This window comes from Pseudomonas sp. E45-MNA-CIBAN-0222, assembly GCF_040310405.1.
GTDB classification, from domain to species: domain Bacteria; phylum Pseudomonadota; class Gammaproteobacteria; order Pseudomonadales; family Pseudomonadaceae; genus Stutzerimonas; species Stutzerimonas stutzeri_AC.
On record NZ_JBEOPU010000001.1, the window covers coordinates 584,083 to 609,505 of the forward strand.

A 25,423-nucleotide genomic window follows, 5' to 3' on the forward strand; every position below is an offset into this window, starting at 1 on the left:
TCAATCCATCAGGTGGGCGAGCTTGCGCGTCAGAAGCTCAACCGAATCTTCCGTGAACAGCAGCAACAGGTCAAAGTGGATGTCGTGCCCTTCCAGGCTGTAGCTGATCTCCACTGCCAGCATCTTTTTCCAACGGCCACTGTTGATGCGTATCAGCTCCTCGATGGAGGCATGCTGCCCCAGCACCTGCGGATGCCCCTGAGAAAACACTACCTCGATCTGTTCCGCGATTCCGCTCAGGCATGCACTGATCAGCAGACTCGACAGATCCAGGAGCATCTCCATCTCCAGGTAATCTTGACGGCGCATCAGCCGCGCCATGTCGGCGACTTCCGAGTCATGGAACAGCAACAGTGCCTCGCCGGCGATGCCTCCACCGATGTAGCCCTGGCAGACGGCAGTCAGCTTTTCGCCGCGCGCCGCATCGGCCAGTGCCATGTGCAACTCGCCGGCTTCAAGGATATTCACGTTGGGGATCGGCAGCTGGATGAAGACGCCGAGAACACGCGCCAGCAAAGCCGCCGCCCTGCCCATGGCGATATTGACGACTTCACGAAAGGTATCGCGGAAGCTGATCCGCTCGCCCGTAACGCGGCTGATCAATGGCGAGACACCATCCAGCAGCCCAAGACTGGCCAAGGTCTGATGCAGATGCACAGGGTCAGCGGGTTTCTTGATGAACGCCAGCGCGCCAAGTGCCAATACGCGCCGCACCGCCTCATCCTGAATGTCCGCGGAGATTACGATGGTTTTGCACTGCAGCTGCTCTTCTCGCATCTGCGCGAGCACCTGATAGCCATCCAGCTCCGGCATCGTGAGGTCGAGTAGCAGAACGTCGACGCCGCCCTCGCGTATGCGCTCCAGTGCCTCGAGCCCGGTAGCTGCCTGACTGACGTCAACCGGCCAGCCGGCCGGCAGCGTGTGCAAAAGCTGCTTGCGCGCCAGCGCGGAGTCATCGCAAATCAACAGGGAAATGGCAGACATGTGGTGCGAGCTCTCGTTGCCCGATCAACCTAGGCACGAGAGCTTAACGCAGGACAGGCGTACTGTGCGCGCCAATGAAGGCAAAATAATGGCATTTCACCCTAAAAACTGCCGAACGGCCGCCCAGCGGCCTCGCATGACTCAGTAATAGGCGTTTTCGCGATTGGTGTGATCAGTCACGTCACGCACACCCTTGAGCTCTGGAATACGAGCCAACAGGGTTTTCTCGATGCCTTCCCTGAGAGTGACGTCAGCCTGACCACAGCCCTGGCAACCACCCCCAAACTGCAGCACAGCAATGCCTTCCTCTACCACGTCGATCAGTGTCACCTGCCCGCCATGGCTGGCCAGGCCCGGGTTGATCTCGGTCTGCAGGTAGTAGTTGATGCGCTCGTTCAATGGGCTGTCTTCATTGACCATCGGCACCTTCGCATTCGGCGCCTTGATAGTCAGCTGGCCGCCCATGCGATCAGTCGCGTAATCGACCAGCGCGTCTTCCAGAAAGGGCTCGCTGGTACCATCGATCCAAGCCGTGAAGCTCTTGAGCGCCAGAGCGATGTCGTCCGGCTTCTCCTCACCTGGCTTGCAGTAAGCGATGCAGGTCTCGGCATAGGGCGTACCTGGCTGGGTGATAAAGATACGAATGCCAATGCCCGTGGTGTTCTGCTTCTCGAGCAGATCGGCCAGATAATCGTGTGCAGCTTCGGTAATAGTGATCGCGCTCATGAGGACTCCTCGCAGACATGCGCGGCAGTGTACGCCAATCCACTGCCGCGGTTAAGTCCTAGTATTTTAGTCGGAATAGCGACCTGCGCATCCCACTCGCCATGATAGGAGGCCAAACAACAAACCCCGCATCAAAGATTCTCATAACGATTCATATCGAAAACACCCGCCTCAACCGGCGCGGTCTGTTCGAGGTATCGCGTCAGGTCATTGAAGTAATTCCAGAAGTCCGGATGGCTGCGACGCACACCCCAGCGCTCGACCAGGCGATCCAAATCGGCCCGATCCTTCACTCGCTCCAATGCGACAACGAATGCCGGCACATCGGCCGCTGACAGATTGAAGATGAAGTTCGGGTAGCTGCTCAGAATGCCCGGATACACGGTCAGGGTGTCCAGCCGCGGCTGCCAGCGCAGCGACTCGCCATACATAAACGCCACATTGCTATGAGCGCGGTTGCGCAGCAGGCTGTAGATCTCACGTTGGTCGTCACCGTATTCGACGCGCAACAGCGTGGCTTCCGGCAGATGCAGGATCGCCGGCAGGCCGCCGGCGAGTCGGTTGGTCAGGCGACTGAGGGCCTGCTCGGCCCGCTGGAGGCTTGCCGGTTGTTCTGCCCGGTAACAATGGGCGCCCTGGCAGCGATTGATCGGATCGGGCGCCGCGTTGATGCCGGCGTACCTTGCCAGCATCTCTCGAGCGAACGCGCGCTTCGGATCAGCCCTGTTCAGCGGCAGCAGCGAGGGTGTCGAGTCGTCGATGGAGGTGTAGGCCAAAAGCAGCTTCAGCTGCCCGCCCTGCTCGTACCAGCCATCGAGAATGGACTGGCGAGACTTGGCTGGCAGCAGTCGGAGGAAATTCAGCTCAGCACCGTTGCGGATCAGATCGAAGTACAGCCGCGTCTGCCCCTGATGGGAAACGTTACCGAACACGTCGAAATTGACCACGAGTTGGTAGTAGGTGCGCTCGAGCAGTGGATAGTCCATCCACCAGAGCGTCTGTGGTATCTCGCCAATAAGCCCTTTGCGCACGGACGCACTGTCATGCTGGCGAAAGATGCTCAGCAAGGCGTTGTCATTACCAGACCAGATTTGCTTCCACTGCGCGGGTTTGCCCGCATACGCCTTCATGCGCAGCTGTTCGTACTGGTTGCGCTTGATGCGGTACTTCCTCCAGAACGCCAGCAGGTCGCCCATCTCGTCGAACTGTCCCGGCATCGCCAACAACGGCGTGGTCTGCTCGCGAAAGTGCCGGTCGGTGATGTACAGATCGTGCTGCGGATCTTGGAAGAAAACCCAGAAGTTGTCGCGAATCACGTCGGTGGCGATCTGTCCGCGACAGACCGGCCCGCGGATGAAGGTGCGCACGAAGTACTCAGCGTTATCCAGCATGAACTGGTATCGAGCCTCGGCGGGGATGGCCTGAAAAGCCTTGAACGGATTGGCGCGGTGGTCAGCACCATAGCCCGGGATGTAATCGGCTGCCCAGTCGCCCTCGAAGAACAGTGAGCGGACCCGTGCCAACTTTGCCGAACTCAGCGGATACGTGATGTGCGTCTTGTGCACGATCACATCGGTAATCGGTCGCAAACGATAGCTGAACCGGGTGCCCGGATCATCGTTCGGCCGTCGCGTCGCAATCGGGTCGACCGGTTCACCAATGGGTGTGCGTGAACGAACCAATTGATAGAAACGACCGCCGTCCGATCCTTCGAAGTACAGGTGCGCGATGAAAAGGTGCTCATACAGCCAGCGGCCAACCAGGCTGCCGCGTGCACCGGGGGTATTGAACAAGCGCTCCCACTCGTCGATCTGCAAGGATTCGGTCGCCGGAGGCTCTAGCGGCAAGGGAGCTTCGACTGACCCGCCCTGCTCGAGCCAACGCTGCAGGATTGCGTACTCCGCATCGCTCAGCCCGGTCACCGCGAAAGGCATGCCGCCATGCATGTTGCGCCGTGCGTAGCGATCGAATTCCTCCGGCAGCGGACAGGTGTTTTCCCGACCGATGCCGATCTCCAGTTCCGAAGGCAGCTTGGCATTGGGCGTCAGCGGCTGGCCACGGCCAAGCTCCAGCATCCTGGCCATCAGCGCAGCCTGGTTGCCCTGAGCATCAAGAACCGAGGTGAAGCCTTTGCGCCGCCAAGCAGCTTCCCCAGAAGCATCGAGGAACAATCGGCTGGGAGCCTGAGCCTTCACGCGAATGCCGTTATACACAGGCAATTTGTGTGCGCCACGGGATGCACCCTCGCCACTGCCGAGGTTGAGCTGGCAGGGCGAGTCATAGCAGGCGTGGCAAGCGACACACTTGGCGGTGAAGATCGGCTGAATGTCGCGCTGGTAGGAAAGGGATTCGGCACGCAGTGCCGCGAGAGGGAGAAGCAGCAGGCAACCGAGCCAAAAACGGAAAGACATGCAACGAACGCCTGGAGATGAGCGCACATTCTATTCACCTCACTCACGCACCGCTAATACCGCACAACCTGAATAATATTCATGCAAAACCGCGGAAGCTAAAAAAGCATGCAGCTTTGCTATCATTCGCACTCTTTTGTCCCAGCTTTTCAGGTAGTTCCCATGTCCACTCGCAGCTCCCGTCTTCAGGCCCTTCAGCAAGCGCTCAAAGAGCGCATCCTGATTCTCGACGGCGGCATGGGAACCATGATCCAGAGCTACAAGCTGGAGGAAGAAGACTACCGCGGCGCGCGCTTCGCAGACTGGCCACAGGACGTCAAAGGCAATAACGATCTGCTGCTGCTGAGCCGCCCGGATGTTATCCAGGCCATTGAGAAAGCCTATCTGGACGCCGGGGCCGACATCCTCGAAACCAATACCTTCAACGCCACTCAGGTATCCCAGGCCGACTACGGCATGGAGTCGTTAGTGTACGAGTTGAACGTCGAGGGCGCGCGCCTGGCCCGCGAAGTGGCGGACGCCAAGACCGCCGAAACGCCGGATCGGCCGCGCTTCGTCGCCGGCGTACTCGGCCCGACCAGCCGCACCTGCTCGATCTCCCCGGACGTCAACAACCCTGGCTATCGCAACGTTACCTTCGACCTGCTGGTGGAGAACTATGTAGAGGCCACGCGCGGCCTGATCGAGGGCGGCGCCGACCTGATCCTGATCGAAACGATCTTCGACACGCTCAATGCCAAGGCAGCCATCTTCGCCGTGCAACAGGTGTTCGAAGACGAAGGCGTCGAACTGCCGATCATGATCTCGGGCACCATCACCGACGCGTCCGGCCGCACCCTGTCCGGCCAGACCACCGAGGCATTCTGGAACTCGGTGCGCCACGCCAAGCCGATTTCCGTCGGCCTGAACTGTGCCCTCGGCGCCAAGGATCTGCGTCCGTACCTGGAAGAGCTTTCCAGCAAGGCCGACACCTTCGTTTCCGCGCACCCCAACGCCGGCCTGCCGAACGCCTTCGGCGAGTACGACGAGAGCCCGGCGGAAATGGCTGCAGTGGTCGAAGAATTCGCCGCCTCCGGCTTTCTCAACATTATCGGCGGCTGCTGCGGCACCACGCCGGCGCACATCCAGGCGATTGCCGAGGCCGTCAGCAAATACCCGCCGCGCGTGATTCCAGACATTCCCAAGGCCTGCCGCCTGTCGGGCCTGGAGCCGTTCACCATCGATCGCAGCTCGCTGTTCGTCAACGTAGGTGAACGTACCAACATCACCGGTTCCGCCAAGTTTGCCCGCCTGATCCGCGAGGAGAACTACACCGAGGCGCTGGAAGTCGCCCTGCAGCAGGTGGAAGCCGGCGCCCAGGTGATCGACATCAACATGGACGAGGGCATGTTGGATTCGAAGGCGGCCATGGTCACCTTCCTCAACCTGATCGCCGGCGAGCCAGACATCTCCCGCGTGCCGATCATGATCGACTCCTCCAAGTGGGAAGTGATCGAGGCAGGCCTCAAGTGCATCCAGGGCAAGGGCATCGTCAACTCGATCTCCATGAAGGAAGGCGTCGAGCAGTTCAAGCATCACGCCCACCTGTGCAAGCGCTACGGCGCCGCCGTGGTGGTCATGGCCTTCGATGAAGCCGGCCAGGCCGATACCGCTGCACGCAAGCGCGAGATCTGCCAGCGCAGCTACGACATTCTGGTCAACGAGGTCGGCTTTCCGCCGGAAGACATCATCTTCGACCCGAACATCTTCGCCATCGCCACCGGCATCGAGGAACACAACAACTACGCGGTCGACTTCATCGAAGCCTGCGCCTTCATTCGCGACAACCTGCCCTATGCACTGACCTCGGGCGGCGTGTCCAACGTGTCGTTCTCCTTCCGCGGCAACAACCCGGTGCGCGAAGCGATCCACTCGGTTTTCCTCTACTACGCCATCCAGAACGGCCTGACGATGGGCATCGTCAACGCCGGCCAGCTGGAGATCTACGACGAGATCCCCAAGGAGCTGCGCGACGCCGTCGAGGATGTGATCCTCAATCGCACCCCGGAAGGCACCGAAGCCCTGCTGGCCCTGGCTGACAAGTACAAGGGTGACGGCAGCGTCAAGGAAGTCGAGGACGAAGCCTGGCGCGCACTGCCGGTCGACAAGCGCCTGGAACACGCCCTGGTCAAGGGCATCACCGCGTTCATCGTCGAGGACACCGAACAAGCCCGCCAGCAGTGCGCGCGCCCCATCGAAGTCATCGAAGGCCCGCTGATGAGCGGCATGAACATCGTTGGCGACCTGTTCGGCTCGGGCAAGATGTTCCTGCCGCAGGTGGTCAAGTCGGCCCGGGTGATGAAGCAGGCGGTAGCGCACCTGATCCCCTTCATCGAAGCGGAGAAAGGCGACAAGCCCGAGGCCAAGGGCAAGATCCTCATGGCCACGGTCAAGGGCGACGTCCACGACATCGGCAAGAACATCGTCGGCGTGGTGCTCGGTTGCAACGGCTACGACATCGTCGACATGGGCGTGATGGTCCCGGCGGAGAAGATCCTGCAGACCGCCATCGCCGAGAAATGCGACATCATCGGCCTGTCCGGCCTGATCACCCCGTCGCTCGACGAGATGGTCCACGTCGCCAGGGAGATGCAGCGCCAGGGCTTTACCCTGCCGCTGATGATCGGCGGCGCGACCACCTCCAAGGCCCACACCGCGGTGAAGATCGAGCCGAAGTACCAGAACGATGCGGTGATCTACGTCACCGACGCTTCGCGCGCGGTGGGCGTCGCGACGACCCTGCTGTCGAAGGAACTGAAGCCGGCTTTCGTCGAGAAGACCCGCGAAGAGTACGCCATGATCCGTGAGCGCACTGCCAACCGCAGTGCGCGCACCGAGCGGTTGAGCTATGCCCAGGCCGTCGCCAACAAGCCGCAATTCGACTGGGCCAGCTACACGCCGGTCAAGCCGAGCTTTACCGGCCGCCAGCTGCTGGAAGATATCGACCTGCGCACGCTGGCCGAGTACATCGACTGGACGCCGTTCTTCATTGCCTGGGACCTGGCCGGCAAGTATCCACGCATTCTCGAGGACGAAGTGGTCGGCGAAGCGGCCACCGCACTGTTCAGCGATGCCCAGGCGATGCTGAACAAGCTGATCGACGAGAAGCTGATCCGCGCCCGTGCCGTGTTCGGCTTCTGGCCGGCCAACCAGGTGCAGGACGACGATCTGGAAGTCTACGGCGACAATGGCGAGAAGCTGGCTACCCTGCATCACCTGCGCCAGCAGATCATCAAGCCGGACGCCAAGCCGAATCTGTCCCTGGCCGACTTCGTCGCACCGAAAGATTGCGGCATCGCGGACTATGTAGGTGGCTTCATCTGTACCGCCGGCATCGGTGCCGAGGAGCTGGCCAAGGCCTACCAGGACAAGGGCGACGACTACAACTCGATCATGGTCAAGGCGCTCGCCGACCGTCTCGCCGAGGCCTGCGCCGAGTGGCTTCATCAACAGGTGCGCAAGCAGTACTGGGGCTACGCCAAGGATGAGCAGCTGAGCAACGATGAGCTGATCCGCGAACAGTACAAGGGCATCCGCCCTGCCCCCGGCTACCCGGCTTGCCCGGACCATACCGAGAAAGGCACGCTGTTCCAGCTGCTGGATGCCGACGGCATCAGCCAGGTAACGCTCACCGAGCACTACGCCATGCTGCCAACCGCGGCCGTCAGCGGCTGGTACTTCGCCCATCCCGAGGCGCAGTATTTCGCCGTCGGCAAGATCGACAAGGATCAGGTGGAAAGCTACAGCCAGCGTAAAGGCGAAGACATCGCCGTCAGCGAACGCTGGCTGATGCCGAACCTGGGCTACGACGCCTGACAAGCCGCCGTGCCCTATGCACGGCGCAGCCAACACGGCCGGGCGTACCGGCCGCAGTCTCATTGGTGGCACGGCGTCCTGCGACACGCCCCTAGGGAACAGTTACGACGCTTGGCGCTGTGCCAACCAAAGCTCAAAGGCCTCGACGGATAGAGGCCTAGAGAGTAGGAAGCCCTGCGCCTCATCACAGCCAATGGCCTTTAGAAAATCGTAAACCCCTGGCTCTTCGATACCTTCGGCCACCACGCTATAACCCAGATCATGGGCCATGCTGACCATCGCCTTGACCAGCGTCTGACTGCGAGGGCGCTGGTCAAGAAGCGAAATGAACGAGCGGTCGATCTTCACCACCTGGGCGCTGATCTTCTGCAAATAGGACAGGCTGCTGTAGCCGGTTCCAAAGTCATCGATGGCAATGCTGATCCCTGCTGCCTGCAGAATCTCCAGCTGGCTGGCCGCCGCGGGGCTGTTGCCGATCATCGCGCTTTCAGTCAATTCGAGTTCGATGGCTGACGCAGCAAGGTTGCGCTCGGCCAGTGCTGTAATCAGGTTCTGCGCGAAATCCGTTTCTTCGAGGTTCAACGCAGTAACGTTGATCGAAATACAGATTTTCAGGCCCGTGCCCTGCCATCTTGCCGCCTGCTCCACTGCCTGTGCGATAACCCACTTGGTCAGTGGTCTCGCCATCCTGGTTTGCTCTATCAGCGGAATGAACTCCGCGGGAGAAACGTTGCCCAGTGACGGATGTTTCCAGCGAATCAGCGCCTCGGCACCGACGCACACCCCGGTCTTCATGTGAATTCGGGGTTGATAGTCCAGGCGCAGTTGGCCTACGCCTGTGAGTGCTGTGCGGAAGTCGTCCAGCAGAACGAAGCGCCGTTGATACTGCGCATCGAGCTCGCTCGAATAGAGCCCGACGCCCGCCTCTACTTGACGAGCATCCTGACTGGCACAGTGTGCAACACGCAGCACATCCTCACCGAGGCGCTCGCCCAAGCGGAACGGCGCTACCCCGATGACGGGACGTGTCAGCAGCGAAGCACAATCATCCGGAGCAACAACGGCGAGATCGACCCGCAACGCGTTGGCAATGCTGACCGCCTCCACATCGCTGGCTGCCTCCATGATATGTACGAATTGACACGGGCTTACGCTGTAGAGCCTGACGCCTTTATGCAGCGATTGCTGCAAGCGCATCGCAGCTGACTTGACCTGTTTGTCAAGAAACGCAGGCCCCATTACCCGCTGGATAGACATCATCTGCTCTATGTCCACCAGATCGGTGAAAAAGGCGAACAGTGCCTTGCCCGGCTGGTCGCGACCAAGGTCCTCGATATCCTCGAGAAACTGACTGCGGTTGGCCAGTCCGGTCAATGGGTCCACGCGGCCATAGGCGTGCTGCATCTCGATCTGCCCCATGACCATGGATGCCAAGTCGCGCAGCACTGCTTGCTCATGGTCGGTGATGCCACGAGGTTCGGTACCCAATACACACATGGCACCTAAGGTGTAGCCCTCCCGCGTGACTAGTGGCGCACCGGCATAAATGCGAATCCCGGAATGCGCGAGCGTACTGTCGCGGTAGTACGCCGAGGCCAGCAGGTCATTGATCACCAGCATTCCGGAGCTGTCCGCTACTTCCCCGCAGCAGGCCTTGAACCGCGGAATTTCCATGTGTGCCACCCCGACACGAGACTTGAACCACTGGCGATCACTATCGGTAAGAGAAACCGCGGCTATTGGCAGGTCGAACAGCTGACTCGCCATTCGCGTGATCCTGTCAAAGCTTTCGCTTGGAGGGGTATCCAGGATATTCAGCTGCTTGAGCGCAAATAGCCGTTCTTGCTCGTATTGCGACATGGCGCGTTCAACTCCAGACATCATTCATATGCGCCGCGAGGACATTCGACCCGAAGGACCGACAGGACCTCCGCCAAGCCGGCGCGTCAGATGCAGCTCGGATAGAGGTGACAGGTATTTTTGGGACGCTTCGCGTGAACAGATCATCGGCTGCAGCCTGCCCATCTTTATGCCCACTGATCGCCATCGGCGGATGTAGCAGCACGCGGCATGCTGGATGGCAGGCGCCTTCCGGCGTTTAATAGCAGCCCTTACAGATTCCGCTCCCTTCAGGACCACTCGCCATGCCAGCCGACACGCCCTATCTGCTCGACCAGCTTGAAGCCGCCGACATGCTGATCATCGATGACCTACATGCCTGGCAGTTCGAACTGAACGAGGCGCTGCTCGATGATGCCGACGCTGCGGCCGAAGCCAATCAGCCATTCGCCAGTGAGGACATCCTGCTGACCATCGATCTGGTCGACGGCCGCACGCGTCGCCAGTGGCAGTTCAGCTACAACCAGATCATGGAGGCCCAACTGCAGCCAGATGACGAAAGCTGGTTGCTGGAAGGCCCACACCGACTGCAGTGCCTCAGCGCCATCGGCGGCGAGGACGAGGACGAGTAACGCCTAGCCTTCGCGCCCCGCCCGAGCGACGGTTAGTGCGGTAGCGCTGGTCGACGTGGTTCTGGCGGAAACCGCTGATTTCGCACCATCCATCAGCGGCCGTTCGATATAGCGATAGCTCAGACCGGCGACGATCAGCGACATCGTTACGCAAACCGCCACGCGCGGTAGCAGCGGCTGGCCGTCGAGCCAGCTCATGCACAGCAGCCAGACAGGGATGTGGCACAGGTACAGCGAGAACGATGTCTGGCCGATCGCCTCGAACGGTCGCGACAACGCGCCGAATACCGCGTCGCTAGAGCAGGCCGCGAGCATGAAGGGCACGGCCAACACCAGCGTCGTCGCCGCCCAACGAAACGACGCGTACGGCTCCAGAGCGATGGCCAGAATGCTCGCCGAGACCACCGCCAGGCCAATCACCAGCACTTTGCTGGTGGCGGTCATCGCTTCGATGTCGCGCTCAACGACGCGAAACTGATCCAGCGACGACAGCTTCCACAACAACAGCCCCATGAACAGGCCGTTCGCGCGGAACAGCCACTCGGGCGCGAACGGATTGGCGAAGCTGAACCAGAGCACGATGCCGATCACCGCCGGCCAGAACGCCCTGCGCAGTAGCAGCAGCAGCGGGAACAACAGGTAGAACTGCACTTCCAGGGCGATCGACCAGAAATAGCCGAAATCCGTCTCGTGCAACCCGTTAAAGACATTGGCGAGGAAGAACGCGGCGCTCGCTGTCACGCCGAGCAGCGTATCCAGCGAGTAAGCCGGCGCCGGCGCCCCACGCGGCGGCTCGATGACGCTGAACAGCAATACTACGGCCGCCCAGAACCATGTCGGCAGCAGCACCCGGCGAATTCGCTTCTTGTAGAAGACATACACCGCCTCGGCTTCGAAGACCTGCTGCTTGCGCAAGAAGGTCGCGCCCATCAGGTAGCCGGAAATAAGAAAGAACAGATCGACCCCAACGCCTGGCAGGAAGCGCTGCAGCAAGCCGTCCCACCAGTCGGCCTCCGCGCCGACCAGCATCACCGAGGCATGGGCCAGCAGCACCATTACGATTGCCAGGCCACGGAGAAATTGAATATTGCGATTCTTGCCGTGCATCGCTCCGGCATCACTCATAAGCAGTCCGATATTCGCAAGCCGCCGCGACTACCGGCCTCCGCCAGGGTCACTCAGGATCATTTCCCTCTCCTCGGGGGCTTGGTTCAACTTCGGCGAGCCTCCCGCTTCGCCCTTGCCTCAACCATGACCAGTGGAGACGGGCGGCGTTCAATCACCATGAGGCACAAGACGTGCAGTCTTCGGCGGCGACGTCCGCTATGATCGCGCCCCTCTTTCACAAAGCCGGTCTTACGCCATGTCTTCACTCGAACTGATCGCCTCGCTACTCGGCGTGATCGCCGTATGGCTGACGGTGCGTCAGAACCCGTGGTGCTGGCCGATCGGGCTGGGCATGGTATCGCTGTATGCCTGGTTCTTCTTCGACGCCAAGCTGTATTCACAGGTATTGCTGCATAGCGTTTTCGCTGGGATGCAGCTCTACGGCTGGTGGGCCTGGACGCGAGGTGCCGCAGGCGAACACGGTAGGCCCGTGACCGGCGCCGTTCCGCGCGAGGTAGCTATAGGCATTGCCTGCGCAGTGCTCGGCAGCCTGCTGCTCGGCAGCGCCATGGCGAGCTTCACCGAGGCCGCCTTTCCCTGGATCGGCGCCACCCTCACCGCATTCAGCCTGCTCGCACAGCTGTGGATGGCCCTAAAGCGCCTGCAGTGCTGGGTTCTGTGGATCGTCGTGGATGTGCTGTTCATTGGCTTCTTCAGCTATCAGGGCTACTGGCTGACGGCCGGCCTCTACGCGCTGTTCACCGGGCTCGCGATCATGGGGCTACGAGAGTGGCGCACGGCACTGGCGGCGACGCGATGAAGGTGCTGGTGCTCACCGGTCCGGAGTCCACCGGCAAAAGCTGGCTTGCACAGCGGCTGCTGCGCACATTCGGCGGAGTGATGGTGGGCGAATACGTTCGTCATTACATCGAGCAGACGCAACGCGACACGACGTTTGCCGACATTCCTGCGATTGCCCGTGGCCAACTGGACTGGGAAGACGCCGCGAGAATTCAGGCACCGAATCTGCTGATTCTCGACACCCATCTGCTGAGCAACATGCTATGGAGTCATGCGCTGTTCGGCGATTGCCCCGCCTGGCTTGAGGACGAGCTGCTGGCGCGGGATTACCACCAGCACCTGCTGCTCTCGCCCGAGGGTATCGAATGGCATTCCGACGGCCAGCGCTGCCAGCCGGACATCAGCGAAAGACTGGAGTTCTTCGAGGCATGTCGCAGCTGGCTGGTGCAGCGGGATCGGCCCTTCGTCGAGGTCGGTGGCAGCTGGACCGACCGCGAGCGGCAGGCGATCGCACACACCCGTGCTCTGCTAGGCGAAAAGCCCTAGGGCTGGCGGTCGCGACGGAGCAACAGGCCGATGGCAAGCATGACCAGCAGGCTACCCGGCAACCAGTGCACACCCATGCGTGCCGGCTGATCGAAGAACAGCAGCAGCATCGAGACGAAGGGCACCAGGTAGCTGTAGGCCGTGACCGCACCGGGCGTGAGAACGGACGTCGCTCGCTGCTGCAGGAAGAAGGTCATGGCGCTGGAAAAAACGCCGAGGTAGATCACCAGCAACAGATCCAGCAGATTCATGCGCAGCAGCGACGCCGGTCGCTCCCAGATAAAGCCCATCAGGCCGATCAGCAGTGCGCCGGCGATCAGGCTCCAGAAGGTGCGCAAACCCGCCTGCCGGGGCAACGTGCCGTTCGCCAGTCCCCATTTGCTGAGCACCGGATACAACGCCGAAGCGACGCAGCCAAAGAAGAAACCCAGCTCGCCCAAGCCAAACTGCATGCCGGAGAAATCGCCGCCGTTCTCGGCCCATGCCAGCCCAAGCGCCCCGCTCGCACCAAGCGCCAGGATAGCCAGCAGGCGACCGGCTGGCTGCTCGACACCAAGCCCGCGGCCCAGGCAGTAAGCCAGCAGCGGCACGCTGACGAACAGCGTCGCCATCGACAATGCACTGACCCGATGGGCCGCCCAGAACATGGTGCCGAAAAAGCCGGCTAGGCATAGCCCCATGGCGGCGTACAGCAGCAGCGTGCGCCAACCCGGTCGCCCTTCGCTCTGGCTCCAGGCCAGCGGCGCCAGGACCAATGCCGCGATGCTGAAACGCATGGCGGTCAGCAGCAGTGGCGGCAACCCGTCAGTGAGCAAACCCACCGCGGGAAAGGACAAGCCGACAAATAGCGCCCAGAGCAGCATGCCCAGATGCGCGCGGGTGGTTCCGCCACGGCTATCGCTCATGCGCGTCTCCGGCATGTGGTTGCCAAGGCTGATGTTGGTGGCATGCGGATGGTGGCTGCGGTTCAAAAGCTCGCTCCCGGTGAATTGCCTCGCAGCCCATTGGGCGATTACAGACGCGAGGGGGACCGTCGAATGACCCTGATCGAGTGACTGAGGTTCGGTTTGCGCGTCACGCTGATCGGGCGCCGGGTGACCGTATCGATGGTGATGTTCCAGAAGCCGGTACTCGGCACCACGATTTTCGCCGGGAATTTATCGAACGCCCCACCATGGTAGGTGTGCCGACCGCCGTTCTTGAAACTGCGGAAATTGGCATCGTTCATCAGGCGGATGTTGCAGGTCTGCGAGCATTCGATGACGACGATATCGTCCTCGTTGAGGTGCTCGCGCTGGTGTATGAACTTCATCGACTGCTCCGACAGCGCACATGGCGGCAAAGCGGCCAACGATAGCATGCACACTCGTCAAACCGGACCGGTTGTGAGCCACGCGGGGGCCGTACTGTCGTGCCAGGCCTGCGCGCGGGTTGTTCAGTAGCGCGGGTTGTGTATCCTCTGTGTACCTATCCAACAGCTACCCTCCTTCCATGTCCAGCACGTCACTCCCCTGCTCTTCAAGCCTGCCCGCGGGAAGCCGACTGCTGTTTCTCTTCGATACCGGATTGCTGGCCCTGTGGTGAAACGCGGCTCGCCGCGCACTCAACCCATCGCCAACTCAGTTCATCGAGGAATGCCGCCCATGCTAGCGGTCCGTAACACCGTTCAGATCGACGCCCCTATCGTGCGCAACGCAACCCGTTGCGGTTTCTTCATGGCCGGCTTCGGCCTGTCCGTCTGGGCGCCGCTGGTGCCCTATGTACGCGAACGCATCGAGATGACCGATGCAGTGTTCGGCCTTTTGCTGCTCTGCATCGGAGTCGGCTCGCTGACCTGGATGCCACTGTCCGGCGTGCTGGTAAGCCGCTGGGGCATCCGCCCGGTGCAGCTGTGCAGCGTCGTGCTATTGGCGTTGGCCCTGGCCGGCATGGCCCTGACCGACTCGATGCTGTTGCTGGCCCTGGCACTGTTCTGCTTCGGCGGCAGCCTGGGCGTCATCGACGTGATCATGAACATTCAGGCGGTGCTGGTGGAGACTGCGGTCGGCCGTCGACTGATGTCGAACTTCCACGGCATGTACAGCCTTGGCGCCATCAGCGGCGCACTGATGCTCACGGGTTTGCTGACCGTCGGTCTGGCGCCGGAGATAGGCAGCTTTCTGATGATCGGGCTGATCGTTGCGGCGAATCTCGGCCTGGCCCGCGGCTTTCTGCCCAATCGTGCGCCGGGCGGCGGCTTCGCCTTCGTGCGGCCCACAGGCGTGGTGCTGCTCGTAGGCCTGATGTGCTTTGTCGTCTATCTGGCCGAAGGCGCCGTGCTGGACTGGAGCGCGCTTTACCTGACCGGAGAGAAAGGCCTCGAAGTGGCCAAAGGCGGCCTGGGTTACGCAGCCTTCGCCCTTATGGTGACCATCGCGCGCTTCGCTGGCGGCCCGCTGGTCAATGCGCTCGGCACGGCCCGAGTCATCGCCTTCGGCGGGTTGCTCGCTGCGTTCGGCATCGGCCTGAGCCTGGCCGCCGAGCACTGGGCCGTGGCGCTGATCGGCTACGGATTGTGCGGGCTGGGCTGCGCCAACGTCTCGCCGGTGCTGATTTCATCCCTGAGCCGGCAGGATGGCATGCCGGTACAACTGGCCGTTACCGTGGCGACCACCATCGGTTTCGCCGGAGTCCTCGCCGGCCCGGCCATGATGGGCGTGGTCGCCCATTTCAGCTCGCTGGGCATGGCCTTCGCGCTGCTCGCCGTCCTGCTGGTCGGCATCGCGCCGTTCTGCCGTCGCTTCACCGCGTGACCCCGGATAGAATGCGCGCCCTATGCGAACCCCAGACCTGCAGCAACGCCTCGCCGATATCGGCGCCAAGCCCCGTCATATCGGGCGAATGACCCGTGCCTGGCTCAAGGGTCTGCCGCTCGATGTCGGCCGTCGCCAGCAGCAGGCCGAGGACTTCCTGCCGCTGAGCGTGCGCGAAGGGCTGCCGGCGCTGAGCGCCGAGATCGACGGACTGGCGCGGCTGCGTTCCGAACATCCAGCGGCCGACGGTTCGGCACGCCTGCTAGTGGAGCTGGCCGATGGGCAAATGGTGGAAAGCGTATTGCTGCCGCGCGACGGCCTGTGCGTGTCCAGTCAGGTCGGCTGCGCCGTTGGCTGCGTGTTCTGCATGACCGGCAAGAGCGGACTGCTGCGTCAGCTGGGCAGTGCCGAAATTGTCGCCCAGGTCGCCCTCGCCCGACGCTTCCGCCCGGTGAAGAAGGTGGTGTTTATGGGCATGGGCGAGCCCGCACACAATCTCGATAACGTGCTCGAAGCCATCGACCTGCTCGGCACGGACGGCGGCATCGGCCACAAGAATCTGGTGTTCTCCACCGTCGGCGACATGCGCGTGTTCGAGCGCCTGCCGCAGCAGCGGGTCAAACCGGCGCTGGCCCTGTCGCTGCACAGCACCGATGCGGCGCTGCGTCAGGCCCTGCTGCCGCGGGCGCCGCAGATCACACCCGACGAACTGGTCGACCTCGGCGAGGCCTACGCCCGCGCGACCGGATTCCCGATCCAGTATCAGTGGACCCTGCTCAAGGGCATCAACGACAACCAGGATGAGATGGATGGCATCCTGCGCCTGCTCAAGGGCAAGTACGCGGTGATGAACCTGATCCCCTACAACAGCCTGGAAGATGACGAATATCAGCGTCCCGATGGCGAGCGCATCGTGCAGATCGTGCGCTACCTGCACAGTCGCGGCGTGTTGACCAAGGTACGCAACTCGGCCGGCCAGGACATCGATGGCGGGTGCGGCCAGCTCCGCGCCCGGGCCGAGCAGGTGCTCGATCGCAAGCGACGCGTTGATCGTGGGGCCTGAACCCACAAGCTCCAGTCACTGTCCCAGCGCAATACCCCCGCCGCCCACACCGCCCATCTCAGCAAGGAAAGCGCAAGCCGCATGCACACATTGGAACAACTGGAACGTGGTGAACTGGCCGGAATCCGCCGCCTCGATCTCTCGACCGACCTGCAGAGCTTCCCGGAGGCGATCTTCGCTCTCGCCGATACGCTGGAAGTGCTGAATCTCTCCGGCAACCGCCTCAAGAGCCTGCCGTCCGACCTGTCCCGCCTGCGCAAGCTGCGCATCCTGTTCTGCTCGGACAACCTCTTCACCGAGGTGCCGGACTGCCTCGGCGACTGCGAGCAGTTGGAGATGATCGGCTTCAAGGCCAACCAGATTCGCCATCTGCCCGCCGCCGCGTTGCCGCCGGCGTTGCGCTGGCTGATCCTCACCGACAACCAACTGCAGGCATTGCCTGACGAGATCGGCAACTGCCGACGCCTGCAAAAACTGATGCTCGCTGGCAACCAGCTGTCTTCGCTGCCGGATTCGCTGGCCAATTGCGTCAATCTCGAATTGCTGCGCATCGCCGCCAACCGCCTGCCGGCGCTGCCCGACTGGTTGCTGACGCAGCCACGCCTCAGCTGGCTGGCCGCTGCCGGCAACCCCTTCAGCGACGCCAGCGAAGCGATGAGCCTCGCGCGCCATTCATTACCGGCGATCCCGCGCGAACAGGTCTCCCTGCACGAGCAGCTGGGCCAGGGTGCATCCGGCATCATCTACCGTGCTGGGTGGCAGCCAACCGGGCAAGCGCCCAAGCAAATGGCCGCCAAGCTGTTCAAGGGCCATGTCACCAGCGACGGCCTGCCCCACAGCGAGATGGCCGCCTGCGTATCCGCTGGCGCCCATCCAAACCTGATCGATGTTGCCGGGCCGCTGGCCGATCAGCCGGGGCAAACACCGGGGCTACTTATGGATCTGGTCGAGCCGGCCTTCCAGCCACTGGCTGGTCCGCCGTCGCTGGTCAGTTGCACGCGCGATTGCTACGCCGAAAATAGAAGCTTCACTTTGGAGCAGGTGCTACGCATTGCCAGCGGCACCGCCTCGGCAGTCGCTCATCTGCATGAACGCGGCATCCTCCATGGCGATCTGTACGCCCATAATCTGCTGGTCGATCCAAAGGGCGAATGCCTGCTCAGCGATTTCGGCGCTGCCTCGTTCTTCGAGCCGGACAGTGCCACTGGCCAAGCGCTGAAACGCATAGAATCACGCGCTTTCGGTTGTCTGCTGGAAGAGTTACTGCAACGCTGCCCAGACCTCGAAAACGACGCGCGCCGGCACACTCTGCTCAAGCTACAGAACCAGTGCATGTCCGAGCAGCCGGAACGCCGCCCAAACTTCAGCCAAATCCACACTACTCTCGCCGCGCTCTGACGCGCCTTCCGGAGCGACTCCTGCAATGACCTCACCCGAAGCAGACGAAGAACGCACGCCATATCCCAAGCCCTATACAGAGGTGCCCATCGATCAGGACCCGTTCATCCGTGGTTTGAAACAGCGCCTGCCCGAGCATTTGCGTGAGTCGTTCAGCGAAGAGCAGCTGGACGCATTACGTGGGGTGTTCGGCGCAAGGTCATGGGTCAGGCACCGTGTTGATCTGCGCGGCACGGTACGGTTTTGGCGCGACCGCTATTACTTTGCGATCGTCGCTGGACGCAACAAGCGAAACCTGACGCGACCACAACAGAATCTCTCACTCATGGCCAAGGCTGCGTTGGCGACCTTGTTCCTGCTGTTCTCCGCGCTGGTGGGCCTGGTAATCCTGTATCTGCTCAAGTCGGCGCTGGGAATCAATCTTTTCCCAGGATTCTCGCTGGGGCTTTGGGACTGGATAAGGGAGAGCATCTGAGCGTTTCCCTGAAACGCTTCAACTTGCCGTGCGCAGGCCAGAACAGCGCACTATTCTAGATAGCGCACAGATAGTGGGGTATTGGTTGATCCGTTTCAAACCGCAGTCCTGCAGCTGGCAGAGCAAAGTCTTGCTTTGAACTTTCCTAGCTAATGAGGAGTTGCGAAATGAACGACACTTCGAACAAACCTTCAGTCAATACGAACGAAAAAAACGTGCCGTCGGCGCCTCAGGAGCCCTCGCGCGCCTTTGACTCCCTGCGTAGACAAGTGGATCGTCTCTTCGACGACTTTGACCGCCCCTGGCATCTGCCCTTCAGCCGCCATAGCCTGGAAACCACACCACTGTGGCAGGGTGGCCCCAGTCGAATGCCGGCGGTGGACGTAGTCGAGAAGGAAAACTCGTTCGAGATCACAGCGGAGCTGCCCGGGCTGGATGAAAAGGACGTTGAGGTAAAGCTGACCGGCAACAGCCTGATCATCAAGGGTGAAAAACGCCAGGATCATAAGGAGGAGCGAGACGGTTACCACCTTTCTGAGAGGTCCTACGGCAGCTTCCAACGCAGTTTCGCGCTGCCCGAAGGCGTAGACCGCGACAAGATCGACGCCACGTTCGGCAAGGGTGTATTGCGTCTGTCATTGCCCAAGCAACCAGGCACCACCGACAGCACGAAGAAAATCTCCATCAAGGCAGAGTAATGCGGCGGACCGGTTTGTAGTACAACCGGTCCTGTCCTTCAAAAATAACCTGTGCGCACGTCTCGCTTGGCTCTTTACTTCATCAAGTCTTTGCGCTGGCAATGCCTTTGTACGCGCTCGACTAGACTTCGGAGAAACCGCGATTGGAGGCAGTCATGTCCGAGACACCAATGAAAGATAATCAGGAAAAGACTCTGACGCTTCGCGAAATGCTGAGCAGCGTTCTGGCCGCGGCACTGGGCGTACAGAGCGGCAAGAACAGAACCCGGGATTTCAGCCACGGAAAACCCAGCCACTTCATCATTCTCGGCGTGGGTTTCACCGTCCTGTTTGTGCTGGTGATCCTGGGACTGGTGAAACTGGTGCTCTATCTGGTCGGAAGCTGAACTGTCGTTACTGGTGACTAACCCAGAAGATCGCGGTGCCCACCGCGAGCATGATCAGACTGAAGATGGCTGCTGCGTCTACCATACTGTCGCGCTGTTCGTTTCTCATGGGACTTCTCCTCTAAACAACCGATGACGGCCTGTGTTCAGCCAGTTAAGACCACGGATCAGGGTTGCTCAAGGGCAGCTCGTGATAAGTCCATTTCGCTTGGTTTAGTTCTAAACATATTCCCAAACATCACTTTTGCGCATAACCGCTAGCTGGTATCGTGCCGCCCTCCCTGAATGGGTGCGCGGCCGTGCGCGCGAATGCTGTAGACAGCCTGAAAACAGGACATTTATGTACGTTTACGATCAGTACGACCAACACATCATCGAGGATCGGGTCCGGCAGTTCCGCGACCAGACTCGCCGCTTCCTGGCTGGCGAACTCGCTGATGAAGAATTCCGCCCGCTGCGTCTGCAGAATGGCCTGTACATCCAGCGCTACGCGCCGATGCTGCGCGTAGCCGTGCCTTACGGGCTGTTGTCCTCCACCCAGGTACGCAAGCTTGCCGAGATCGCACGTCATTACGACAAGGGCTACGCACACATCAGTACCCGGACCAACGTACAGTTCAACTGGCCGGAGCTGGAAGACGTACCGGAGATTCTCGCCGAGCTGGCAACCGTGCAGATGCACGCCATCCAGACCAGCGGCAACTGCATCCGCAACACCACCACCGACCAGTTCGCCGGTGTCGCCAAGGACGAGCTGATCGATCCTCGCCCGTGGTGCGAGATCATTCGCCAGTGGTCGACCTTCCACCCCGAATTCGCCTTCCTGCCGCGCAAGTTCAAGATCGCCGTCAACGGCGCAGTCAGCGACCGCGCGGCCATCGAAGTACACGATATTGGCCTGGAAGCAGTGAAGAACGACGCCGGCGAGTTGGGCTTCCGCGTTTCGGTCGGTGGCGGCCTCGGCCGGACCCCGATCGTCGGCAGCTTCATCAACGAATTCCTGCCCTGGCAGCATCTGTTGAGCTACCTCGACGCTATCCTGCGGGTCTACAACCGCTATGGCCGTCGTGACAACAAGTTCAAGGCACGCATCAAGATCCTGGTCAAGGCGCTCACGCCTGAAGTGTTCGCCGAGCGCGTCGATGCCGAATGGGCGCATCTGAAGGACGGCCCGACGACGCTGACCGAAGACGAAGTTCAGCGTGTCAGCAAGTTCTTCATCGATCCGGAGTACAAAGCGCTGGAAGACCAGGACGCCGCCCTCGCCCAGCTGGGTGCCGAGAATCCGGGCTTTGCCCGCTGGCGCCAGCGCAACGTGGTCGCGCACAAGAAACCCGGCTACGCGGCGGTCACCCTCTCGCTGAAGAGCACAGGCGTGGCACCGGGCGACGTCACCGACAAACAGCTCGACGCCATCGCCGACCTGGCCGATCGCTACAGCTTCGGCGAGGTGCGCAACTCCCACGAGCAGAACATGATCCTGGCCGACGTCGAGCAGGCCAGGCTGTTCGAACTCTGGCACGAACTGCGCGAGCTGGGCCTGGCCACGCCGAACATCGGCCTGCTGACCGACATCATCTGCTGCCCTGGCGGCGACTTTTGCTCGCTGGCCAATGCCAAGTCCATTCCGATCGCCGAATCCATCCAGCGTCGCTTCGATAACCTCGATTACCTGTTCGACCTAGGCAACATCGACCTGAACATCTCAGGCTGCATGAACGCCTGCGGTCACCACCATGTCGGCCATATCGGCATTCTGGGCGTGGACAAGAAAGGTGCGGAGTTCTATCAGGTTTCGTTGGGCGGCAGTTCCGGCCGTGACGCGAGCCTCGGCCAGATTCTCGGCCCATCCTTCGCTCAAGACTCGATGCCAGATGTGATCGAAAAGATCATCAACGTTTACGTGGAGCAGCGTACCGAAGATGAACAGTTCATCGACACTTACCGCCGCATCGGCATTGATCCCTTCAAGGAGCGCGTCTATGCAGCGAATCATTAAGAACGATCAACTGGTCGATGAAACCTGGCACCTGCTGCCCAAGGAACAGACGCTCGACGACCTGTGCAACAGCGACGATCTGATCGTGCCGCTGCATCTCTGGCTGGACCATGCCCATGCACTGAAAGCCCGCGACGGCGGCCTCGGGGTCTGGCTTGATGCCAACGAGCAGGTCGAGGACATCGCGGACGACTTGGCGCATTTCCAGGTCATCGCGCTGAATTTTCCCAGCTTCACCGACGGCCGCCACTACTCCAGTGCCCGTCTTTTGCGCGAGCGCTACGGCTACAAGGGTGAGATCCGTGCCATCGGTGACGTACTGCGCGACCAGCTGTTCTACATGCGTCGCTGTGGCTTCGACGCATTCGCCATTCGCGCCGATCGGGACCCGGTCGACGCGCTGGAAGGCTTGAAGGACTTTTCGGTGACCTATCAGGCCGCAGCGGACGATGAGCGCCCGCTGTTCCGCCGTCGCCAGGGTTGATGCCAGCCCAGTCGAAACCGGCAAATAAAAAGCCCGCCTATTGGCGGGCTTTTTATTGCTTCACTGATACATCCAAAAGTTAGGGTGTTCGATCGAAGTAGTGACTACATCGACCTTTTTTCCGGAAGCGATCTGTTTGATCTTCTCGGCGAGCTTCTTCATGAGCGATTTCCTCGGTTGCGATCAGGAGTGGCGCTAGATTCCGCCAAATACCGCTGCCGAGGAAATTCATTGCTGCTATCGCGGCGATAAACCAAAACGCGTTGGCATTCAGCCCACGCGCACCAGCACTCGACCTACCTGACCGCCGGTCAGAATGCGCTCGATTGCCTCTGGCAACTGCTCCAGGCCGACCTCCTGCGAGAGGTCGTCCAGATTGGCCAGTTTCCATTGCAACGACAGCTTGTCCCACATGGAGGCCTTGACCACCAACGGGATTTCCACCGAGTCCACACCCAGCAGATTGACCCCACGCAAGATAAAGGGCAGGACGCTGGCCTGGAAGTGAGTGCCTGCTGTGAGTCCGCAACAGGCCACGCTGGCGCCACGCCGCAATGATTTGACTACATTGAACAGGATGTCACCGCCGACCGTATCTACCGCTCCACCCCATTGTTCCTTGAGCAGCGCCTTCTCCACACCGGCCTGCAATGCGGCGCGCTCGACAATCTGGCTCGCGCCCAGACGAGTGAGGAACTCTGCCTGATCAGCCTTGCCCGTGACCGCCGCAACCTTGTAGCCGAGACTGGCCAACAGCGCCACCGCTATGCTGCCAACGCCACCGGTCGCACCGGTGACCAGCACAGGCGCTTCGCCCGGTTCCAGGCCAGCCTGTTCGAGTTTGTCGACGCAGAGAGCCGCGGTCAGCCCAGCCGTGCCGAGGATCATTGCCTCGCGCAACGAAAGCCCCTGCGGGCGCTTGATCACCCAGGCCGCCGGAACTCGGATGTACTGACCGAAGCCACCGGCAGTGTTCATGCCCAGGTCGTAGCCCGTGACGATCACCTCATCGCCTTCGGCGAACTCGCCCACACTGGACGAAGCCACGACACCAGCCGCGTCGATTCCTGGCGTATGTGGAAAAGACCGAGTTACTCCGCGATTGCCACTCGCAGACAACGCGTCCTTGAAGTTCAACGAGGAGTAACTCACCCGGATGAGCACCTCACCGGCGGGCAGCTCGTCGATAACGCGATCAACGATTTTGGATTCGAAACGACCCTCGGCCGCCTCGCTGACTTGTAGTGCCTTGAAGCTACTCATCGCGGTTCCCCTTGTCATTGCCAAAAACGTTGTTCGTTCAGCCGGCTCCAGCCTTTGAGCAGGCCATGCTCCATGACCGTACTGGCCGCCATGCCGAAGCGCTCGGGCAGGCTTTTCTTATGTAGGTAATGCAGCTGAAACAGTTCCGCTTCCTGCGCTCGCTCGGCGAGATACTGATCGCTAGTCTTGAGCTCGTCTGCCAGATGCTTGCCCAACGCGGCGATGCCGAGCCACACCTCACCCGTCGCCACATCATCTATCGAGAGGTTCTGCCGATAGCGCGCCACGAAGTTCTTGAACAGCTCGTGGGTCGTCTCCAGGTCTTCCTGGAACTTCTCGCGGCCCTTCTCGGTGTTCTCGCCGAACACAGTCAGCGTGCGCTTGTACTCGCCGGCGGTCAGCACTTCGAAATCCACATCGTGCTTTTTCAGCAAGCGATGCACGTTCGGCAGCTGTGCCACCACGCCAATGGAACCGAGAATGGCGAACGGCGCAGTCAGAATGCGGTTGCCGATACAGGCCATCATGTAGCCACCACTGGCTGCAACCTTGTCGACACAGACCGTCAGTGGCACACCGGCATCGCGAATACGCACCAGCTGCGAGGCGGCCAGACCGTAGCCATGGACCATGCCACCACCACTTTCCAGGCGCAGCACCACCTCGTCCTGCGGCGTCGCCATTGTCAGCAATGCGGTGATTTCGTGGCGAAGGTTGTCGACTGCAGACGCTCGAATATCGCCGTCGAAGTCGAGCACGAAGACCCGCGCCACCGTCTCAGGCTTCTTGGTCAGTTTGGCAGCCTTCGCTTCACGTTTACGCAATGCCTTGAACGCATCCTTCTCCAGAACAGCCTGCTCCAGGCGCTCGCGCATGGATTTATAAAACTCGTTGAGCTTGTGCACCTCCAGGTGCCCGCCGCTTTGCTTGCTGCGCCCGCGCCGCATCGATGCGAGCGCGATCAGCACGATCACGACCGCCACTACCAGCGTAACGGTCTTGGCCAGGAAGCTGGCGTAGTCGACAAGAAATTCCACGTATCCCCCTAGATAAATGTTCGGTAGCCGACAGGTAACCCTCCGGCAGCACGCCGCCAGCATACCGACGGGCCTTTGGCTGAGCCAGTGCGGGCAATTCAAACAAACGTTCGAATTGTCGTTGACACTCCTAGACGATGTCCCTACCCTCGCGAAAAACAGTGCCGGCCGGAGCAGCAGCAATGGGCAGTATCTACCTGATCAGACATGGTCAGGCGTCTTTCGGCGCAGAAAACTACGATGTGCTCTCCCCGCTGGGATATCGCCAGTCCGAAGCGCTGGGTGATTACCTGGCGCAACTTGATGTGCGCTTTGACCGATGCCTAAGCGGCGAGCTCGATCGCCAGCAAGATACCGCTCGCACCACAATGGCTAGGCTCGGCACGCAGGCCGAACTCGAAATCGATGCGGCCTTCAACGAATTCCATGCCGATGCGGTAATCCGTGCCCACCTACCCGACCTTCTGAAGGTCGAGCCGAATGCGATGCATATCCTGCGCAACGCGGCCGATCACCGCGCGGACTTTCAACGACTGTTCACCCATGTCGTACATCGCTGGATATCCGGCGAACATGAGAAAGAAGAGCTGGAGAGCTGGCAGCACTTTATCGACCGTGTACGTGGCGGTTTGGAGCGCGTTCTCGATCAAGCTGGCAAGCGTGACCACGTGGCCATCTTCACCTCCGGCGGAACTATCACCGCGCTGCTGCAACTGATCATAGGCGTACCGCCGATCAAGGCGTTCGAGCTGAACTGGCAGATCGTCAACACATCGCTCAGCCTGTTGAAGTTTCGCGACCGTGATGTCGCGCTGGCTTCCTTCAACAGTCATGCACACCTGCAACTCCTGAAAAATCCGGAGCTCGTCACTCATAGATGAGCCCAGCCCCAAGCGGCCAAAAGCTGCGTGTACCCATAACGACCAA

At 60.9% G+C, this 25,423-nt stretch carries 22 protein-coding genes; 13 read left to right on the forward strand and 9 right to left on the reverse strand.

What is annotated here, in order from left to right; translation table 11 throughout:
- The 3 genes from AAEZ08_RS02600 to AAEZ08_RS02610 all read right to left on the reverse strand — a co-directional run bounded on the left by AAEZ08_RS02600 (position 1) and on the right by AAEZ08_RS02610 (position 4,121).
- Positions 1 to 984, reverse strand: a complete 984-nt coding sequence (locus tag AAEZ08_RS02600; protein WP_003279778.1) for a response regulator — start codon at positions 982 to 984, stop codon at positions 1 to 3.
- Between the two features lie 141 nt (positions 985 to 1,125).
- Positions 1,126 to 1,710, reverse strand: a complete 585-nt coding sequence (gene nfuA, locus AAEZ08_RS02605; RefSeq protein ID WP_003279779.1) for a Fe-S biogenesis protein NfuA — start codon at positions 1,708 to 1,710, stop codon at positions 1,126 to 1,128.
- 131 nt (positions 1,711 to 1,841) lie between these two features.
- Positions 1,842 to 4,121, reverse strand: coding sequence for a fatty acid cis/trans isomerase (locus AAEZ08_RS02610; protein WP_058065796.1), 2,280 nt, complete (start codon positions 4,119 to 4,121; stop codon positions 1,842 to 1,844).
- A 162-nt stretch (positions 4,122 to 4,283) separates the two neighbouring features.
- Here AAEZ08_RS02610 and metH point away from each other — a divergent pair, with 162 nt between their 5' ends.
- On the forward strand, positions 4,284 to 7,976 hold the full coding sequence (gene metH / locus AAEZ08_RS02615; RefSeq protein ID WP_500123656.1) for a methionine synthase: 3,693 nt from the start codon (positions 4,284 to 4,286) through the stop codon (positions 7,974 to 7,976).
- A 102-nt stretch (positions 7,977 to 8,078) separates the two neighbouring features.
- Here metH and AAEZ08_RS02620 read toward each other — a convergent pair whose 3' ends face one another.
- Positions 8,079 to 9,860 carry a sensor domain-containing phosphodiesterase gene (locus tag AAEZ08_RS02620; RefSeq protein WP_500123657.1) on the reverse strand — a complete coding sequence of 594 codons (1,782 nt, stop codon included), beginning with the start codon at positions 9,858 to 9,860 and terminating at the stop codon, positions 8,079 to 8,081.
- Positions 9,861 to 10,120: 260 nt separating this feature from the next.
- Between AAEZ08_RS02620 and AAEZ08_RS02625 the strand changes: the two genes are divergently transcribed.
- On the forward strand, positions 10,121 to 10,447 hold the full coding sequence (locus AAEZ08_RS02625; protein ID WP_500123658.1) for a DUF5629 family protein: 327 nt from the start codon (positions 10,121 to 10,123) through the stop codon (positions 10,445 to 10,447).
- A gap of 3 nt (positions 10,448 to 10,450) precedes the next feature.
- On the opposite strand, the gene AAEZ08_RS02630 is transcribed toward AAEZ08_RS02625, so the two are convergent.
- A complete protein-coding gene (locus AAEZ08_RS02630; RefSeq protein ID WP_500123659.1) occupies positions 10,451 to 11,572 on the reverse strand; it encodes an acyltransferase family protein in 1,122 nt (373 codons plus the stop codon).
- Between the two features lie 238 nt (positions 11,573 to 11,810).
- Between AAEZ08_RS02630 and pnuC the strand changes: the two genes are divergently transcribed.
- A complete protein-coding gene (pnuC, locus tag AAEZ08_RS02635) occupies positions 11,811 to 12,374 on the forward strand; it encodes a nicotinamide riboside transporter PnuC (protein WP_500123660.1) in 564 nt (187 codons plus the stop codon).
- Positions 12,371 to 12,901 carry an AAA family ATPase gene (locus AAEZ08_RS02640; protein ID WP_003279788.1) on the forward strand — a complete coding sequence of 177 codons (531 nt, stop codon included), beginning with the start codon at positions 12,371 to 12,373 and terminating at the stop codon, positions 12,899 to 12,901. Before pnuC ends, AAEZ08_RS02640 begins: the two co-directional genes overlap by 4 nt.
- Here the strand turns inward: AAEZ08_RS02640 and AAEZ08_RS02645 are convergent.
- Both AAEZ08_RS02645 and AAEZ08_RS02650 read right to left on the reverse strand, forming a co-directional pair.
- Positions 12,898 to 13,821 carry a DMT family transporter gene (locus tag AAEZ08_RS02645; RefSeq protein ID WP_051121783.1) on the reverse strand — a complete coding sequence of 308 codons (924 nt, stop codon included), beginning with the start codon at positions 13,819 to 13,821 and terminating at the stop codon, positions 12,898 to 12,900. The two genes, AAEZ08_RS02640 and AAEZ08_RS02645, sit on opposite strands and share 4 nt — an antisense overlap.
- A gap of 92 nt (positions 13,822 to 13,913) precedes the next feature.
- Positions 13,914 to 14,213 carry a DUF1883 domain-containing protein gene (locus AAEZ08_RS02650; RefSeq protein WP_003279791.1) on the reverse strand — a complete coding sequence of 100 codons (300 nt, stop codon included), beginning with the start codon at positions 14,211 to 14,213 and terminating at the stop codon, positions 13,914 to 13,916.
- A 331-nt stretch (positions 14,214 to 14,544) separates the two neighbouring features.
- Here AAEZ08_RS02650 and AAEZ08_RS02655 point away from each other — a divergent pair, with 331 nt between their 5' ends.
- From AAEZ08_RS02655 to AAEZ08_RS02690, 8 genes are all read left to right on the forward strand, one after another.
- On the forward strand, positions 14,545 to 15,693 hold the full coding sequence (locus AAEZ08_RS02655; protein WP_181066563.1) for an MFS transporter: 1,149 nt from the start codon (positions 14,545 to 14,547) through the stop codon (positions 15,691 to 15,693).
- Positions 15,694 to 15,715: 22 nt separating this feature from the next.
- Positions 15,716 to 16,756, forward strand: coding sequence for an RNA methyltransferase (locus AAEZ08_RS02660; RefSeq protein WP_500123661.1), 1,041 nt, complete (start codon positions 15,716 to 15,718; stop codon positions 16,754 to 16,756).
- A gap of 81 nt (positions 16,757 to 16,837) precedes the next feature.
- Positions 16,838 to 18,154, forward strand: coding sequence for a leucine-rich repeat-containing protein kinase family protein (locus tag AAEZ08_RS02665; protein WP_500123662.1), 1,317 nt, complete (start codon positions 16,838 to 16,840; stop codon positions 18,152 to 18,154).
- Positions 18,155 to 18,179: 25 nt separating this feature from the next.
- Positions 18,180 to 18,629 (forward strand): 3-phosphoshikimate 1-carboxyvinyltransferase, encoded by a 450-nt coding sequence (locus AAEZ08_RS02670; RefSeq protein WP_500123663.1) that lies wholly within the window; start codon positions 18,180 to 18,182, stop codon positions 18,627 to 18,629.
- Between the two features lie 167 nt (positions 18,630 to 18,796).
- Entirely contained in the window at positions 18,797 to 19,327 is a 531-nt protein-coding gene (locus AAEZ08_RS02675) for an Hsp20/alpha crystallin family protein (protein ID WP_500123664.1), read from the forward strand.
- Between the two features lie 170 nt (positions 19,328 to 19,497).
- Positions 19,498 to 19,713 (forward strand): DUF2970 domain-containing protein, encoded by a 216-nt coding sequence (locus AAEZ08_RS02680; RefSeq protein ID WP_500123691.1) that lies wholly within the window; start codon positions 19,498 to 19,500, stop codon positions 19,711 to 19,713.
- 340 nt (positions 19,714 to 20,053) lie between these two features.
- A complete protein-coding gene (locus AAEZ08_RS02685; RefSeq protein WP_003279800.1) occupies positions 20,054 to 21,712 on the forward strand; it encodes a nitrite/sulfite reductase in 1,659 nt (552 codons plus the stop codon).
- Positions 21,696 to 22,196 (forward strand): DUF934 domain-containing protein, encoded by a 501-nt coding sequence (locus tag AAEZ08_RS02690; RefSeq protein WP_003279803.1) that lies wholly within the window; start codon positions 21,696 to 21,698, stop codon positions 22,194 to 22,196. Before AAEZ08_RS02685 ends, AAEZ08_RS02690 begins: the two co-directional genes overlap by 17 nt.
- A 270-nt stretch (positions 22,197 to 22,466) precedes the next feature.
- On the opposite strand, the gene AAEZ08_RS02695 is transcribed toward AAEZ08_RS02690, so the two are convergent.
- Positions 22,467 to 23,459: a YhdH/YhfP family quinone oxidoreductase gene (locus tag AAEZ08_RS02695; protein ID WP_003279804.1), complete on the reverse strand. Its 993-nt coding sequence runs from the start codon at positions 23,457 to 23,459 to the stop codon at positions 22,467 to 22,469.
- Positions 23,460 to 23,473: 14 nt separating this feature from the next.
- On the reverse strand, positions 23,474 to 24,496 hold the full coding sequence (gene sohB / locus AAEZ08_RS02700) for a protease SohB (RefSeq protein WP_500123665.1): 1,023 nt from the start codon (positions 24,494 to 24,496) through the stop codon (positions 23,474 to 23,476).
- A gap of 182 nt (positions 24,497 to 24,678) precedes the next feature.
- Between sohB and AAEZ08_RS02705 the strand changes: the two genes are divergently transcribed.
- Entirely contained in the window at positions 24,679 to 25,377 is a 699-nt protein-coding gene (locus tag AAEZ08_RS02705) for a histidine phosphatase family protein (RefSeq protein WP_058065783.1), read from the forward strand.
- Positions 25,378 to 25,423 lie beyond the last annotated feature (46 nt).